The organism is Pseudonocardia sp. CA-107938, assembly GCF_050936315.1.
Taxonomy (GTDB): domain Bacteria; phylum Actinomycetota; class Actinomycetes; order Mycobacteriales; family Pseudonocardiaceae; genus Pseudonocardia.
On the sequence record NZ_JBNJNA010000002.1, the window covers coordinates 435089 to 449241 of the forward strand.

The 14153-nt window shown below is 73.1% G+C and carries 15 protein-coding genes; 7 read left to right on the forward strand and 8 right to left on the reverse strand.

Annotated features, from left to right (window positions below; translation table 11 throughout):
• Positions 1–8 precede the first annotated feature (8 nt).
• The 3 genes from ACQEVB_RS35045 to ACQEVB_RS35055 form a co-directional block, all read right to left on the reverse strand.
• A complete protein-coding gene (locus ACQEVB_RS35045) occupies positions 9–797 on the reverse strand; it encodes a carbohydrate ABC transporter permease (RefSeq protein ID WP_432985451.1) in 789 nt (262 codons plus the stop codon).
• A gap of 107 nt (positions 798–904) precedes the next feature.
• Positions 905–1819 carry a carbohydrate ABC transporter permease gene (locus ACQEVB_RS35050; protein ID WP_432982100.1) on the reverse strand — a complete coding sequence of 305 codons (915 nt, stop codon included), beginning with the start codon at positions 1817–1819 and terminating at the stop codon, positions 905–907.
• On the reverse strand, positions 1816–3102 hold the full coding sequence (locus tag ACQEVB_RS35055; protein ID WP_432982103.1) for an extracellular solute-binding protein: 1287 nt from the start codon (positions 3100–3102) through the stop codon (positions 1816–1818). Before ACQEVB_RS35055 ends, ACQEVB_RS35050 begins: the two co-directional genes overlap by 4 nt.
• A gap of 274 nt (positions 3103–3376) precedes the next feature.
• Here ACQEVB_RS35055 and ACQEVB_RS35060 point away from each other — a divergent pair, with 274 nt between their 5' ends.
• Complete coding sequence (locus ACQEVB_RS35060) at positions 3377–4402, forward strand: LacI family DNA-binding transcriptional regulator (protein ID WP_432982106.1); 1026 nt, start codon at positions 3377–3379, stop codon at positions 4400–4402.
• Here ACQEVB_RS35060 and ACQEVB_RS35065 read toward each other — a convergent pair.
• Complete coding sequence (locus ACQEVB_RS35065) at positions 4399–5256, reverse strand: LysR family transcriptional regulator (RefSeq protein WP_432982109.1); 858 nt, start codon at positions 5254–5256, stop codon at positions 4399–4401. The two genes, ACQEVB_RS35060 and ACQEVB_RS35065, sit on opposite strands and share 4 nt — an antisense overlap.
• 71 nt (positions 5257–5327) lie before the next feature.
• Here ACQEVB_RS35065 and ACQEVB_RS35070 point away from each other — a divergent pair, with 71 nt between their 5' ends.
• A complete protein-coding gene (locus ACQEVB_RS35070; RefSeq protein WP_432982112.1) occupies positions 5328–5747 on the forward strand; it encodes a nuclear transport factor 2 family protein in 420 nt (139 codons plus the stop codon).
• A 119-nt stretch (positions 5748–5866) separates the two neighbouring features.
• On the forward strand, positions 5867–6700 hold the full coding sequence (locus ACQEVB_RS35075) for an SAM-dependent methyltransferase (RefSeq protein ID WP_432982115.1): 834 nt from the start codon (positions 5867–5869) through the stop codon (positions 6698–6700).
• A 76-nt stretch (positions 6701–6776) separates the two neighbouring features.
• Here ACQEVB_RS35075 and ACQEVB_RS35080 read toward each other — a convergent pair whose 3' ends face one another.
• Positions 6777–6962 carry a hypothetical protein gene (locus tag ACQEVB_RS35080; RefSeq protein WP_432982118.1) on the reverse strand — a complete coding sequence of 62 codons (186 nt, stop codon included), beginning with the start codon at positions 6960–6962 and terminating at the stop codon, positions 6777–6779.
• A gap of 65 nt (positions 6963–7027) precedes the next feature.
• Positions 7028–7159, reverse strand: coding sequence for a hypothetical protein (locus ACQEVB_RS35085; RefSeq protein WP_432982121.1), 132 nt, complete (start codon positions 7157–7159; stop codon positions 7028–7030).
• A gap of 177 nt (positions 7160–7336) precedes the next feature.
• On the opposite strand from ACQEVB_RS35085, the gene ACQEVB_RS35090 reads away from it, so the two are divergent.
• Together ACQEVB_RS35090 and ACQEVB_RS35095 are read left to right on the forward strand one after the other, a co-directional pair.
• The gene (locus ACQEVB_RS35090; RefSeq protein WP_432982124.1) at positions 7337–7978 is read left to right on the forward strand and encodes a GntR family transcriptional regulator; all 642 of its coding nucleotides are present in this window, start codon (positions 7337–7339) and stop codon (positions 7976–7978) included.
• A gap of 7 nt (positions 7979–7985) precedes the next feature.
• Entirely contained in the window at positions 7986–8993 is a 1008-nt protein-coding gene (locus ACQEVB_RS35095; RefSeq protein WP_432982127.1) for a 1-aminocyclopropane-1-carboxylate deaminase, read from the forward strand.
• Position 8994: 1 nt separating this feature from the next.
• On the opposite strand, the gene ACQEVB_RS35100 is transcribed toward ACQEVB_RS35095, so the two are convergent.
• Entirely contained in the window at positions 8995–10218 is a 1224-nt protein-coding gene (locus ACQEVB_RS35100) for an amidohydrolase family protein (protein WP_432982130.1), read from the reverse strand.
• A 77-nt stretch (positions 10219–10295) separates the two neighbouring features.
• On the opposite strand from ACQEVB_RS35100, the gene ACQEVB_RS35105 reads away from it, so the two are divergent.
• Positions 10296–10793 (forward strand): MarR family winged helix-turn-helix transcriptional regulator, encoded by a 498-nt coding sequence (locus tag ACQEVB_RS35105; RefSeq protein WP_432982133.1) that lies wholly within the window; start codon positions 10296–10298, stop codon positions 10791–10793.
• A gap of 155 nt (positions 10794–10948) precedes the next feature.
• Here ACQEVB_RS35105 and ACQEVB_RS35110 read toward each other — a convergent pair whose 3' ends face one another.
• Positions 10949–11104, reverse strand: a complete 156-nt coding sequence (locus tag ACQEVB_RS35110) for a hypothetical protein (RefSeq protein ID WP_432982136.1) — start codon at positions 11102–11104, stop codon at positions 10949–10951.
• Between the two features lie 98 nt (positions 11105–11202).
• Here ACQEVB_RS35110 and ACQEVB_RS35115 point away from each other — a divergent pair, with 98 nt between their 5' ends.
• Positions 11203–14124 (forward strand): lantibiotic dehydratase, encoded by a 2922-nt coding sequence (locus ACQEVB_RS35115; RefSeq protein ID WP_432982139.1) that lies wholly within the window; start codon positions 11203–11205, stop codon positions 14122–14124.
• The last annotated feature ends 29 nt before the right edge of the window (positions 14125–14153 follow it).

The following is a 14153-nucleotide window of genomic DNA, read 5'->3' on the forward strand; positions in this document are numbered from 1 at the left end:
CGTACCTCCTATTTCGAGAAGCCGGCCGCCAGGCCGGAGAGCAGCTGCCGGCGCCCGACGATGTAGAGCGCGAGGATGGGGAGGGTGGTGAGCACGACGCACGCGAGCACGGCGGGGATGTTCACGCTGTACTGGCCCTGGAACGTCCACAGTGCGAGCGGCAGCACCCGCAGCTCGGGGCTCTGGGTCAGCACCAGCGGCAGCAGGAACGCGTTCCACACCTGCAGCGCCTGGTAGATCGTGACGGTGACGAGCGCCGGCCGCGTCAGCGGGAAGGCGAGGCGCCACATCGTGCCCCACTCGCTCGCGCCGTCCAGGCGCATCGACTCGAACAGCTCCTTCGGCACGTCGCGGATGAAGTTGCCGAGGATGAGCACGGTCAGCGGGATCGCGAACGCGATCGAGGGCAGGATCAGCGCGAGCAGGCTGTCGTAGAGGTGCAGCCGGATGATGATCAGGTAGACCGGGATGATCGTCGCCTGCAGCGGGATGGCCAGTCCCATGAGGAACACGCCGTTGGCGAACCGCAGGAACCGGCCCTTGCCCCGGACGATCGCGAACGCGGCCATGAACGACAGCAGCACGGCCGGCACCGTCGCGCCCGCCGTCGTGATCACCGAGTTGATGAAGTAGTTGACGAAGTCGGCCTCGATGACCATCCGGTAGTTCGCGAGCGTCGGCTCGCCGGGCGGCAGCATCGGGTTCGTCGTGAAGTACGTCGACTGGCTCTTGAAGCTCGTGATCACGATCCAGTAGATCGGCACCACGATGATCGCCAGCCAGACGATGCCGGCCAGGCCGCCGAGGTAGTTGGGCCGCTGCGCTGACCGCCCGCGCCGCGTCGGCGGCCGGACGTGTGCGCGGTGCTGGGCGCGGGCCGGAGGTGCGATCGTGTCGGTCACCGTCAGGCCCCTTCCAGCTGGCTGGCGTTCTGGTCCGTCCCGCCGAGGCGGCGCAGGACCAGCGCCAGTACGAGGCCGACGAGCACGAGGATCACCGCGATCACGTTGGCCGGCCCCATGAGGTTGCCGCGGAAGCCGCGCAGGTACATGTCGACGGCCAGCGCCCGCGTCGCGTCGCTCGGCCCGCCCGCGGTCAGCACGAAGATCAGGTCGAAGAACGTCAGCGAGCCGACCACGATCAACGTCGACGACGTGATGATCGTGTACTTGAGCTGCGGCAGCGTGATCGAGAAGAACTGCCGGATCCGGCCGGCGCCGTCGATGCGCGCCGCCTCGTACAGCGACACCGGGATCTGCCGCACCCCGCTCTGGTAGATCAGCGAGTGGAACGGGATGAACTGCCACGACACCACGAACACCACGACGCCCACGGCGAGCGTCGGGTCGCCGAGCCAGTTCTGCACCAGGAGCGGCAGACCCAGCCCGGCACCCAGCCCGAAGTTGGGGTCCAGCAGCGCCTTGTAGGCGATGGCGATGGCCGCCGAGCTGAGCAGCAGCGGCAGGAAGTACAGCACCGCCAGCACCGCGCGGTAGCGCTGCTGGCCGGCGACGAACGTGCCGAGCAGGATGCTCAGCGGTGTCTGCGCCAGCCAGGACAGCGCCATGATCAGGAACGTGACGCCGAGGGCGTGCAGCAGGCCGGGGTCGCCGAGCACCGACACCCAGTTGTCGAAGCCGGCCGGGAAGATCTCGCCGATCCCGTCCCAGCTCGTGAACGACAGCGCCAGCACCCCGACCAGCGGCACGATCCCGAACGCGGTGAAGAACAGCAGCGCGGGCACCACCAGCCAGGCCAGTGACCGCTGCTGCTGCGCTCCGATCGAGGACCGGCCCGCTGACGTCACGGCCGCCGTCACGACGTCGGGGCCGCGTTCATGTTCGTCGCGAACTGCTGCGGGGTGATCGCCAGGCCGAACAGCTGCTCGATGTTGTTCAGCAGCACCTCGGCGGCGGCGGGCGGCAGCGCCTGGTCCCAGGACTGCGTGAACGTCGGCGCCTTCGCGGCCATGTCGTAGATGAACTGGAGGAACCCGGCGTCGGGGCTGCCCGCGAACTTGCTGTTGATGCCGTTCACGACGGGCACGCTGCCGGCCTTCTCGATCCACTGCCCGGCGTCGGCGTCGTCGAGCAGGGTCTTGAAGTAGTCCTTGGCGATCGCCTTCTGGTCGTCGCTGGCCTTGGAGTTGAGCGCCAGGTACGACGACGGGTTGCCCACGGCGTTGCCCGGGTCGCCCTTGCCGCCCTCGATCGCGGGGAACGGCACGTAGCCGAGCTTGCCGCCGGAGACGAACTGGCCGCCGTCCGTCTTCATGCTGCCGTAGGTCCAGGCGCCGTGGAGCATCATCGCGGCCTTGCCGGTGTAGAGCAGCGCCTGGTCGGCGTTGGAGTCGGCGGTGATCGACTGGAAGCCGTTGACGAAGCCGCCCGCCTTGATGAACTCCTGCATCTTGGTGAGCGCATCGATCGCGGCGGGGTGCGACCAGCCGTTCGGCTTGCCGTCGGCGATCGCCTGGAAGACCTCGGGGCCGGCCGTGCGGTCGAACAGGTACTCCAGCCACATCATGCTGGTCCAGCGCGACTGCCCGGCCAGCGACATCGGCGCGATGCCGGCGCCGTTGAACTTCGGGATGAGCGCCATCAGCTCGTTCCACGTCTTCGGCGGCTCCGCGCCGACCTTCGCGAACAAGTCCTTGTTGTAGTAGAGGACGATCGGCGAGACGTTCTCGCACGGGACCGCGTAGATCTTCCCGTTGATCGTCGCGGCGCCGAACGACGTGGCGAACCGCCGGTTCTTCGCGTCGGGGTTCTGGGCGAACCAGTCGGTCAGGTCGTCGACCTGGTTGTTGCGGACGTAGTCCTTCAGGCCGCCGCCGCCCCACGTCCAGATGATCGTGGGCGCCTGGTTGGCGCCGATGGCGGTGCGGATCTTGGTCTTGAAGGCGTCGTTCTGGAAGAACGTCGTGGTCAGCTTGCCCTGCGGATGCGCGGAGTTGAACGCGTCCACCGAGCTCTTGCGGATGCCCTCCTGCGGCTGGTTGGACAGGTACCAGATCGTGGCCTCGCCGGCCTTGGCCTGGCCGGGGCCTGCGGTCCCGCACGCGGCCAGCGCGCTCAACCCGACGGGCGCAGCGGCGGCCATCGCCAGGAAGGACCGACGGGAAACTCGACGCTGAGTCACATCTCTCTCCGTTTCGCCCGCAGCCGCGACGGGGCGCGCGGCTTTCGAAAAGTTTCGAAAGAACTGGGTTGTGCTGACCCTATGAGCGCTGTCACAGGGACGTCAAGGTTCCGTCTTTCGGGTGGCCTGATGATCGAAACTTCTCGACATCGGCGCCGCCGCGACGTGGCAGGCTACGCTCGAACGCAGGTCCAGCGGAGGAGGCGCCCTGTCCGGATCGGGACGGCCCGCCGGGGTGCGGCGGCCGGCATCTGTCACCCTCGCCCACATCGCGGCTTCGGCCGGGGTGTCGGTGCCGACCGTCTCGAAGGTGGTCAACGGTCGCGGCGACGTCGCGCCCGACACGCGCGCCCTCATCGAGGACCTGCTGCGCCAGCACCAGTACGTGCCGCGCTCGACGCGGCGGGCGCTCAGCACGTCGACCGTCGAGCTGCTGATCCGCGGCGTGTTCGGCGGGTACGTCACCGCCGTCATCGAGGGCGCCGTGCACGCTGCGGCCGAGACCGGGGTGTCAGTGGTGGTCAACTCGCTCGACGCCCAGCGCACGGACGACCCGACGCCCACCGAGTGGGCCAACCGGTTCACCGTCACGGGCCGCACCGGGGTCGTCGTGGTGAGCGGTGACCTGACCCGCGCGCACATCGACGCGATGACCCGAGCCGCGGTGCCGCTCGTGCTGATCGACCCGTTGAACACGCCCGGTGCCGAGGTACCGAGCGTCGGGTCGACGAACTTCGCCGGCGGGATGAGCGCCACCCAGCACCTCGTCGAGCTCGGCCACCGGCGCATCGCCTACATCGGCGGCCCGGCGACGTCCGGGTGCAACCAGGCCCGCGCGCACGGCTACCGCGCCGCGCTCGAGAGCGCCGGCATCCCCAACCGCCCCGAGTACGTGCTCAACGACGACTTCCACTACGACGTCGGGCGCCGGCACGGCGGCCACCTGCTGGACCTGCCCGAGCCGCCGACCGCCATCGTCGGCGGCTGCGACACGATCGCCATCGGGATCATGGAGGCCGCGCGCGTCCGTGGCCTGCGGATCCCCGAGGACCTCAGCATCACCGGCTTCGACGACGTCGAGGTCGCCACGGTCGCGTCGCCCCCGCTCACCGTCATCCGGCAGCCGCTGCGGGAGATGGGCCGCGTCGCGCTGCGCTCGGTGCTGCAACTGGCGGCCGGCGCCACGCTGGACTCGCACCACGTCGAGCTGGCCACCGAGCTGGTCGTGCGCGGCACGACCGCGCCACCCAGCCGTCCCTAGCCCTGCAGCGCGGCGCGCAGCTCCGTGGCGAGCTGTGCCGCGACGTCGCGCAGCCGCTCCACGAACTCCTCGACCGGGGCCTCGGGGCGCGTGACGACGCCGACGCGCCGGACGGCGGCGGGATGGTCGATGCGCGCCACGGCCACGCCGCCGGGCAGGCCGGCCAGCGCCAGGCCGGGCACCGTGGTGATGCCGTGCCCGGCGGCCACGAGCCCGAGCTTCGCGGTCCAGTCCCGCACCACGTGCGCGACGACCGGGCGCGCGGCCCACGCCCCGAGCAGCGAGCTGTGCGGCTCGGTGCTGCCGACGACCCAGCGCTCACCGGCGAGCTCGCGGGGATGGACGCTGCGCCTGCGCCCCAGCGGGTGCTCGCGGGGGAACGCCACCAGCAGCGGGTCGTCGAGCAGCGGCTCGCCGAGGTCGCCGCTCACCACCGCCACGTCCAGGCGGCCGCGGGCGACCCGGTCGGCCAACCGCTCGGACAGGCCCTCGTGCAACCGGACGTCGGCGTCGCCGAGCGCGCGGGGGACGAGCGCGGCCAGCGCGCTGGAGAACGCGCCCACGCGCAGCCGGGTCGGCGCTCGGGTGGGCAGCTCCCGCAGCTCGTGCCGGGCCGCCTGCACCTCGCCGAGCACGGTCTCGGCGCGGCGGGCCAGCAGGTCGCCGGCCGCGGTGAGCCGCACGCCGCGCGCGTGCCGCTCGAACAGCCGCCTCCCGACGGCCTGCTCGACGATCGCGACCTGCCGGGACACGGCCGACTGCGTGTAGCCCAACCGCTCGGCCGCGGCCGAGAACGAACCGTGCACCGCGACCTCGCGGACCACGGACAACCCCAGCAGCGACAGCTCGGCCATGCGTCCACCTTATGCCTGCCATGAGAGATCTTCGCTGGTCGCATGGCTGGGTCGCTCGTACCGTCGACGGCATGGAACTGCACACCGAAGCCGCGACGTTCGTCCAGGACGTGTTCGACCGGGTCGCCGTGGGCGACGTTCCGGCGCTCAGCGCGGCCATGTCCGACGACGTGCGTTGGGTCTTCCCCGGCACGTGGAGCTGGTCGGGCACCTGGTCGGGCCGCGAGCAGGTCGTCCACGGCCTGCTGCGCCCGCTGATGACCCAGTTCGCGAGCTACCGGCTGGACGGGCAGGTCGTGCTCGCCGAGGGGGACCGGGTCGCCGTCCGCGCCCAGGCCACGGCCACGACCGTGACCGGCCAGGACTACCCGCAGCTCTACCTGCTGCTCATCACGGTGCGCGACCGGCAGATCGTCGAGATCGTGGAGCACTGCGACACCGGGCTGGTGGAGCGGGTGCTGGAGCCGATGGTCCCGCCCGCGGCGGCGTGAGCGGGACACCCCCCGTCCGGTCGCTGCACGTCAGCGAGCGGTGCCGGTGCGTGACCGAATCGCCCGTTCGGGTAGTAGGGTCGATCGTGATCACACGAAGCACAAACCTTGGGGGGTTCGTGTCCGACGCTCTCGCGCCCGACTGGTCACGGGTCGGCGACCTGCCGGCCGACTACTTCGACGTGCCGTCGCCGGCACGCGTCTGGAACTACTGGCTGGGCGGCAAGGACCACTACGACCCGGACAAGGAGGTCGGTGACGTCGTCGCCGGCATCTACCCGGGCATCCGCACGATGGCGATCCAGTCGCGCGGGTTCCTCATGCGCACCGTGCGCCACCTGGCGCAGGAGGCCGGGATCCGGCAGTTCCTCGACCTGGGCGCCGGCCTGCCCGAGCCGCGCGGCCACAACACCCACACCGTCGCGCAGAGCGTGGCGCCCGACGCGAAGGTCGTCTACGTCGACAGCGACCCGGTGGTGCTGGCGCACGCGCGGGTCCTGCTGTCGAGCAGCACCCCGGACGGGGTCGCCGACTTCGTCGACCGCGACTACCGCGACACCGACGGGGTGATGGAGCACGCCGGGAAGGTGCTCGACCTGTCCCAGCCGGTGTCGGTGATGTTCATGGGGGTGTTCGGCTACCTCCCGCCCTACGACGAGCTGCGCGCGATCGTCGACCGCACGATGGCCGCCGTCCCGTCCGGCAGCTACCTCACGTTCTGGGACGGCACCGACACCAGCGACGCCATCCGCGAGTCGCACAAGCTGCAGGCCCGGATGGGCCACCCGTACACGCTGCGCACGGTCGAGGAGATCGAGCAGGTCTTCACCGGCCTGGAGCTCGTCGACCCGGGCGTGGTGCAGCTGTCGCAGTGGCGGATGACCGACAACGACATCGCCCGCCGGGCCCCGGAGAAGGTCGACGCCTACGGCGGCGTCGCCCGCAAGCCCTGAACCTGCGCACCGGTCGACCGGGCCACAGTCGGCTGCGGCCCGGTCGACCGGGTTCCCCTCCCGGCCGCGACCTGCGTCAACCCGGCGGCGCCGGAGGGCGCGACCGCGCCTCCAGCGCCGTCTGCAGTGCCGCGGCGAGCTCGACCCATCCGGAGAACCGCCAGCGCCGGGTGCCGTCGCCCAGCCAGCCGCTGATCGGTCGGCTGTCCGAATCGACGTCCAGGGTGAGGCGGGTGGCGGGGTCGGCCGGCGGGCCTGTCATGGGTCGAGCATGAGCTTTCCGGCGCCGCGTCGACACCCGGCGGCACCGCAGGATCGACCGAAGAGTTAGGCGAGCGCCGACCCGGCGTTCGCTGCTGGCAGGGCGTCGGTGCCGGTGGAGGCGCGGCGGCGGATGCGGTGGCTGATGCTGCGCAGCTTGGTCGCGGTGCGTGTCAGCTCGTCACTGGCGTCGATCATCACGCTGCTCGGCGACATCCTCGGCTCGGCCGGCGGCCTCGGCATCCAGCTGGAGATCCGCTCCGCGAGCTTCGACGCGGCCGGGCGTGGGGGCTGCCGCTCGTCGTGGGGGCGATGGGTCGCCGACGTCCGGAGGCCGACTTGGCGGCAGCTGAAATATTGGATATCGTGTGCTGCATGCCAGTACCTTCCCGTGCGGCGGGCGCGGAGCGTGCACTGCTGCGTGACCAGGCGTTCCGGGCGCTGCGCGCCGCCATCGTCGACGGCACGCTGCAACCGGGGGAGCGGCTCGTCGACGCCGAGCTCTGCGAGTGGCTCGGCGTCTCCCGCACTCCGGTGCGGGAGGCGATCGCCCGGCTGGAGCAGATCGGCCTGGTGCAGGTGCGCGCCGCGAGCTCGACGACGGTCAGCCCGCTCGACGTCCGCGCCACCGCCGAGGCGCAGGCCGTCGCGGCGGCGATGCACGAGCTGGCCGCCCGCGAGGCCGTCCCCGCGCTGGTCGCGGGGGACCTCGACACGATGACGGCCGCCAACACCACCTTCGCCGCGGCTCTCGCCGCCGGCGACGTGGACGCGGCGATCGCCGCCGACGACGCGTTCCACGGTGTGTTCGTGCGGGTCTGCGGCAACCGCAGGCTGAGCGGTCTGCTGGAGGACGTCACCCCGCTGCTGCGCCGGGCGGAACGCGCCCGGTTCGGCTCGCTCACCGGCCGGGCGTCGGTGGCGCAGCACGCCCGCATCGTCGAGCTCGCCCGCGCCGGTGACGCCGAGGGCGCGGCCCGCGCCAACCGCGAGAACTGGCTGACCCTCCGACCCTAGGAGCCCCATGTCCCTGGACGACTTCGAGCGCTACCCGCTGCTCTTCGGCCCGAGTCCCGTGCACCCGCTGGAACGGCTGACGGCGCACCTCGGTGGCGCGTCGATCTGGGCCAAGCGCGAGGACTGCAACTCGGGCCTGGCCTACGGCGGCAACAAGACCCGCAAGCTGGAGTACATCGTCCCGGACGCGCTGGCGTCCGGCGCCGACACGCTGGTGTCGATCGGCGGCTACCAGTCCAACCACACGCGCCAGGTCGCCGCCGTCGCCGCCAAGCTCGGGCTGAAGGCGCGACTCGTGCAGGAGAAGTGGGTCGACTGGCCCGACTCCGTCAACGACAAGGTCGGCAACATCCTGCTGTCCCGGATCATGGGCGCGGACGTGCGGCTCGACCCGGCCGGCTTCGACATCGGCGTCCGCGACTCGTGGGAGCGCGCGATGGAGGACGTCCGCGCCGCGGGCGGCGTGCCGTACGGGATCCCGGCCGGCGCCTCCGAGCACCCCCTCGGCGGTCTCGGGTTCGCCAACTGGGCCCGCGAGGTGGCGCAGCAGGAGGCCGAGCTGGGGGTCTTCTTCGACACGATCGTCGTCTGCACCGTCACCGGCTCGACGCACGCCGGCATGATCGCCGGGTTCGCCGCGCAGGACCGGCCGCGGCGCGTCATCGGCATCGACGCGTCCGCCACCCTGGACAAGACCCGCGAGCAGGTGGCCCGCATCGCGAAGAACACGGCCGCGCTCATCGGGCTCGGCCGCGACCTGCGCGACGACGAGATCACCGTGCTGGAGGGCTGGGCCGGCGACCGGTACGGCATCCCCGTGCAGTCGACGATCGACGCGATCCGGCTGACCGGCAGCCTCGAGGGCGTCATCCTCGACACCGTCTACGAGGGCAAGTCGATGGCCGGGCTGATCGACCTGGTGCGCTCCGGCGAGATCGCACCCGACTCCACCGTCCTCTACGCGCACCTGGGCGGGCAGCCCGCGCTCAACGCGTACTCCGGCGCGTTCGCCTGACTCAGGCCGCCCGGACGCGTACGGCCAGCTCGGCGGCCTCGGCGCGGACGGCGTCGAGGTCGTGGCCGACGAGCCGGCCGTCGCGCTTGACGACGTGCCCGTCGACCAGGACGGTGCGCACCTGCGCCGGCCCGGCGGTGGCGACCACGGCCCCGGCCGCGGTGCCCGGTTCGACGTGCGAGAGCCCGTCGACCAGCAGGAGATCGGCGCGCTTGCCAGGGGCGATCGTGCCGATCCGGTCGGCCATCCCGAGCGCGGCGGCCCCGTGCTCGGTGGCCGCCGCGAGCAGGGACGCGGCCGGCACCATCCGGCCCGTGCGGACGCGTTCGGCGCGCAGGACGTCGCGCATCGGCTCGAACAGGTCGGGTGCGGCGTTGATGACGACGTCGACGGCGAGCGCGACGCGTCCGCCGGCGTCGGTGAACCGGCCGTACGGGGCGGTGCCGTGGCCCATCAGCGGCTCCACGCACGGGCTCACCGCGACGCCCACCCCGGCCGCGACCAGCAGCTGCACGTCCTCGTCGGTGGCGGCGTTCAGGTGCACGAGCAGCAGGTCGGGCCCGAGGAGGCCGGCGGCGTGCAGCCGCGGGACGACCGGGTCGGCGCCGCCGCCCTGGGCATGGATCGTGACCGGCACACCGAGCTCGCGGGCGAGCTCGATGTCGTGCACGGCCTGCTCCCACGTGCCCCACTCCGGGCCGAGCGACGCGACGGCGCCGGTGACCAGTCCGGTGCGGGCGGCCAGCCGGCGGACGTCGTCCTCGTCGCCGGGGGCGGTGTGCCCGACGACGGCGCGGATGCCGGCGGCCGTGAGCCCGGCGACGACGGCGTCGGTGTGCTCGGGTGTCTTCGTGGGCTCCGCCCAGTCGAGGACGGTGGTGATGCCGGCGTCGAGGCTCTCCAGCGCGCCGAGCAGGGTCGCGAGCCGCACGTCCTGCGGCCGGTACGCGGGCAGGTAGCGGCCGATCACGGTGTCGAGGTAGGCGGGCAGCGTGAGATCGGCACCCGTGCCGCGCAGGGGTGCCTGCGCGACGTGGTGGTGGGTGTCCACGAGGCCGGGCACGACGACCAGGCCGGTCGCATCGATCACCTCCCCCGCGCTGCCCGTCGCCGCGCCCGCCCCGACGGCGACGATCACGCCGTCCTCCACCAGCACGTCGGCCGCGGGGAGCTCGGGCGCGCCCGCGCCAGGGACGACGTGACCGTTGGTGATCGCAACCTGCATGGTGCCCTCCTGGAAAGCTTTTCATAAAGCTATACGGAAAGCTTTTCGCGGCGCAAGGGGCGACTAGGATCGGCGCGGTGGGCAGGGACACGGTGGACGCCATCAGCGCAGCGTGGGCGCACGAGCTCCCCGGCGTCGTCGGCGCGGAGCTGGCGCTCGGCAAGCGCGCCGCCCGACTCTCGGGGATGCTCGCCGCGCGCGTCGACGCCGAGCTGGCGCGGCTCGGCCTGACCAAGGCCGAGTACGAGATGCTCGCGACCCTGCGCGCATCCGGCGCCCCCTACCGGCTGCGCCCCACCGACCTCGCCGCCCGTCTGCTGCTGACCTCCGGCGGCACCAGCAACGTGCTGCGGCGGCTCACGGACTCCGGGCTCGTCGAGCGCGACGCCGACCCGTCGGACGCCCGCAGCTCGTGGGTGCGGCTGAGCAAGCGCGGCATCGAGGTCGCGGAGGACGCCGTCCGCGCGGCCAGCACAGCCCAGGCTGCGCTGCTGCGCGGCGTCCCTGCGGACGCCGTCGACGCGGCCGTCGACGCGCTGCGGCGGATGCTCGTCGCGCTCGGCGACACGCCGTAGCGCCGATCCCGGCACACGGGTCTACCGGGTCGCGCCCGGGCGCGTTGGCGCGTGCCGGCCTGTCGGCGTGCCGCCGGTTCGGTGATCAAGGGGCCAAGGTCGCTGCCCATGAGCGACCTTGGACCCTTGATCCCCCCAGTCCGGGCCGGCCGGCGTCAGTCGAGGTCGACCGAGCGGAACGAGCGCGGGCAACAGCCCGACGCGGACCGCACGCAACGCAGCTTGCGCTCCTCGCTGGTCTCGCTCGCCTCCTCGACGACCTCCAGGTCCAGATCCAGGTCCAGTTCGGCAGGGGCGGCGACAGGGCTCATGTGCCCATGGGAGCACGCACGGTGAGAGTGCCCGCAGATGTTTCCGGGATCGTGGAACTGTCCGCGCGGCGGGCGGCGCAGGCGCCGATCATGGCGGGGTGCTGCGCGCCCTTCCCGCGGCCGTGCTGCGGATGTCCGCGTTGCCCGCCGACCGGGCAAGGCTGACGTGGCGCGACCTCGATCTCGCCGATCTCGACGTCGTCGCCGTCACCGCGTACCTGACGGAGACCGCCGCGGACCCGCAGGTCCGGGAGGCGATCGCGGTCTCCAGCCCGTCTCTGACCCACACCCTCGACGCCGTGCTCGCGGGACGGCCCGTCGAGCGGAAGAAGCTGCGGCGGGCCGCGCTCGCCGTGACCCGGTACGTGCTGCGGGCCACGACCCGTGCCACCCCGTTCGGGACGCTGGCCGGCGTGGCACCCGTCGCGTTCGGCGATGCCACGCAGGTGCGGGTGGGCGCGGCGCACCGCAAGGTGGTGCGCCCGGACGCCGGGTGGCTCGCCGAGCTCGTCCGCCGCCGGGAGCGCGATCTCGATGTGCTGGTGCGGCTGCGGGTCGTGCGCAACGCGCTCGCCGTCGACCGCGGTGACCGGGTGGTGCTGCGCTACGTGCCGTCCGCGGCAGACGGGACCGACCGCGCGGCGCGCGAGGTGTCGGTGCGCCGTTCCGCCGTCGTCGCGACCGCGCTGGAGCTGGCCGGCCGGCCGATCGTCGTCGCGGACCTGGTGGCGGCGCTCGCCGAGCGCTTCCCGGCCGCACCTGCTGCGCTGCAGAAGCTGGTGGCCGGGCTCGTCGAGCAGCGGTTGCTGCTCACGGAGCTGGCTCCGCCGCCGAGCGCGCCGGACCCGCTGGCGCACGTGCTCGCGCTGCTGCCCGGCGATCCCGAGCTGATCGAGGCCGGGATCGCGATGGCCGACTACGCCGAGGCCGCGCCCGACGAGGCCATGGCGCGGTGGCGGGTCGCGGCCCGCGGCGACCGGCACGATCCCCACGTCGACCTCGCTGTGGACGCCGAGGTGACGCTGCCCCGCGAGGTCGCCGCCGAGCTGGAGCGGGCGGTTGCGGCGCTGGTGCGGATGACGCCGGCCGACACGGTCACCGCCAACCTGCACCACTACCGCCTGGACTTCCTCGAGCGCTACGGCGACGCGCAGCTCGTCCCGCTCCTGGAGCTCCTCGACCCGATGCGGGGCCTGGACGCGCCCGCGGGGTACACGGTGCCGCGCAGCACCCGGGAGGTGCAGCGGGAGGCGCGGGTGCGGCGCAACGTCGAGCACGACCGGCTGCGCGGGGCACTGGCGCAGCAGGCCCTGCTGGACGGGTCGGGCGAGGTGGTGCTCGACGACGCCGTCGTCGACCGACTCGCCCTCGACGACGACGTGCCGCCGCCCGCCATCGACCTGGGCGTCGAGGTGCAGGCGCGGTCGGTCGCCGCGCTCGATCGCGGCGACTTCCGGCTGGTCATGTGGTCGTCGCTGATGGCGGTGCAGGCCGGGGCGCTGTCCGGACGGTTCGCGCACCTCGTCGGGGGCACCGCCGGGCCGGTGCCGGAGGGGGCGATCGCGGCCCAGCTGGAGTTCACGCCGGCGTTCTCCCGCTCGGCGAACCTGTCGCGGGTGCCGCGGCTCCTGGAGCACCGCATCCCCGTCGGGCTGTTCGCGGACGGGGACGACCCGGGCGTGATCGGTCTGGACGACCTCGCGGTCGGTGCGGACCGGTACGGCCTCTACCTGTGGTCGCTGCGCCACGACACCGAGGTCGTGCCGCAGGCGCTGCACATGCTGGACATGCGCACGCAGGCCCCGAACGTCGTGCGGTTCCTGTGCGCGATCGCGGCCACCCGCCAGCGCGGGGTCCGGCCGTGGGACTGGGGTGCGGCCGGTGACCAGCTCGCCCACCTCCCGCGGGTGCGCTACGGGCGCACGGTCCTCAGCGCCGCGAGCTGGCGGGTGGATCGCGGTCTGGCCGCGGAGCCGGCAGCGTTCGACGAACGGCTGGACGCGTGGCGGAAGCTGTGGCGGGTGCCGGACCAGGTCGCGCTCGCCATCGCCGACAGCCGGGTCGGCGTCGACCTCGACCGGCCGCTGCACCGCGCCCTGCTGCGCCACGAGCTGGGCCGCGGCGAGGAGACGTTCCTCGTGGAGCGCTCGCCGGAGGACACCGGCTGGCTGGACGGGCACGCGGCGGAGCTGGTCGTGTCCCTGCGTTCCGGCGGGTCGGCAGTGGGTGTGCGGCAACGGCCGGAGCTGCGGCCGCCGCGGCTGCGGTACCCGCCGGGCAGCGAGTGGGTCTACGTGAAGGTGTACGCGCCGGAGGAGCGGCACCGCCGGCTCGTCACGGAGGCGCTGGAGGATCTGCGCAGCCGACTGCCCGCCGCCGTCGACCGCTGGTTCTTCCTCCGCTACGCCGACCCGCTGCCGCACCTGCGCGTCCGCGTGCACGGGCCGGCCCGCGAGCTGGTGGAGGAGTGGGCCGACGCGCTGTGCGCAGGCGATCTCGCGCAGACGTTCGTGCTCGACACCTACGAGCCCGAGGTCGCCCGCTACGGCGGGATCGAGCTGCTGGAGGCGGCCGAGCGCGCGTTCCACGCCGACAGCGAGGCCGCGGTCGCGCAGCTCCGGCTCGCGCCGGACCTGCCGTCGGACCTGCTCGTCGCCGCCAACCTCGCGGACGTCGCGGCCGCGTTCGGCGGCCCCGGCTGGCGGGAGTGGTTCCTCGCGGCGGTCGACCGGGACCGCCGCGACGCGTTCCGCGCCGTGCGCGAGCGCGCGGTCGCCGTCATCGCCGACGGGCAGGTCGACCCCCGGCTCCGGGAGATCTGGGCGGCGCGGGAGCCCGCGGTGCGGGCGTACGGCGACGCGGTGCGCGCCCGCGGCGTCCGCACGCCGCTGGGCGGCCTGCTGCACATGACGCACATCCGCCTGGCCGGCATCTCCCCGCCGGCGGAGGAGCGGGCCAACGCGATCGCCCGCGGCGCGGTCGAGGTGGCGGTGCAACGGGAGCGGCACCGGCCCCGGTGACGGACAGCTTGCCCGCCCTAAATAGAACC

What these genes read in the sequence shown, in the direction of transcription:
- ACQEVB_RS35110 (WP_432982136.1), bottom strand. Translation starts at nt 11,104, where the DNA reads ATGAGCCCTGTCGCCGCCCCTGCCGAACTGGACCTGGATCTGGACCTG.
- ACQEVB_RS35055 (WP_432982103.1), bottom strand. Translation starts at nt 3,102, where the DNA reads ATGGCCGCCGCTGCGCCCGTCGGGTTGAGCGCGCTGGCCGCGTGCGGG.
- ACQEVB_RS35095 (WP_432982127.1), top strand. Translation starts at nt 7,986, where the DNA reads ATGTCCCTGGACGACTTCGAGCGCTACCCGCTGCTCTTCGGCCCGAGT.
- ACQEVB_RS35090 (WP_432982124.1), top strand. Translation starts at nt 7,337, where the DNA reads ATGCCAGTACCTTCCCGTGCGGCGGGCGCGGAGCGTGCACTGCTGCGT.
- ACQEVB_RS35100 (WP_432982130.1), bottom strand. Translation starts at nt 10,218, where the DNA reads ATGCAGGTTGCGATCACCAACGGTCACGTCGTCCCTGGCGCGGGCGCG.
- ACQEVB_RS35080 (WP_432982118.1), bottom strand. Translation starts at nt 6,962, where the DNA reads ATGACAGGCCCGCCGGCCGACCCCGCCACCCGCCTCACCCTGGACGTC.
- ACQEVB_RS35070 (WP_432982112.1), top strand. Translation starts at nt 5,328, where the DNA reads ATGGAACTGCACACCGAAGCCGCGACGTTCGTCCAGGACGTGTTCGAC.
- ACQEVB_RS35065 (WP_432982109.1), bottom strand. Translation starts at nt 5,256, where the DNA reads ATGGCCGAGCTGTCGCTGCTGGGGTTGTCCGTGGTCCGCGAGGTCGCG.
- ACQEVB_RS35085 (WP_432982121.1), bottom strand. Translation starts at nt 7,159, where the DNA reads ATGATCGACGCCAGTGACGAGCTGACACGCACCGCGACCAAGCTGCGC.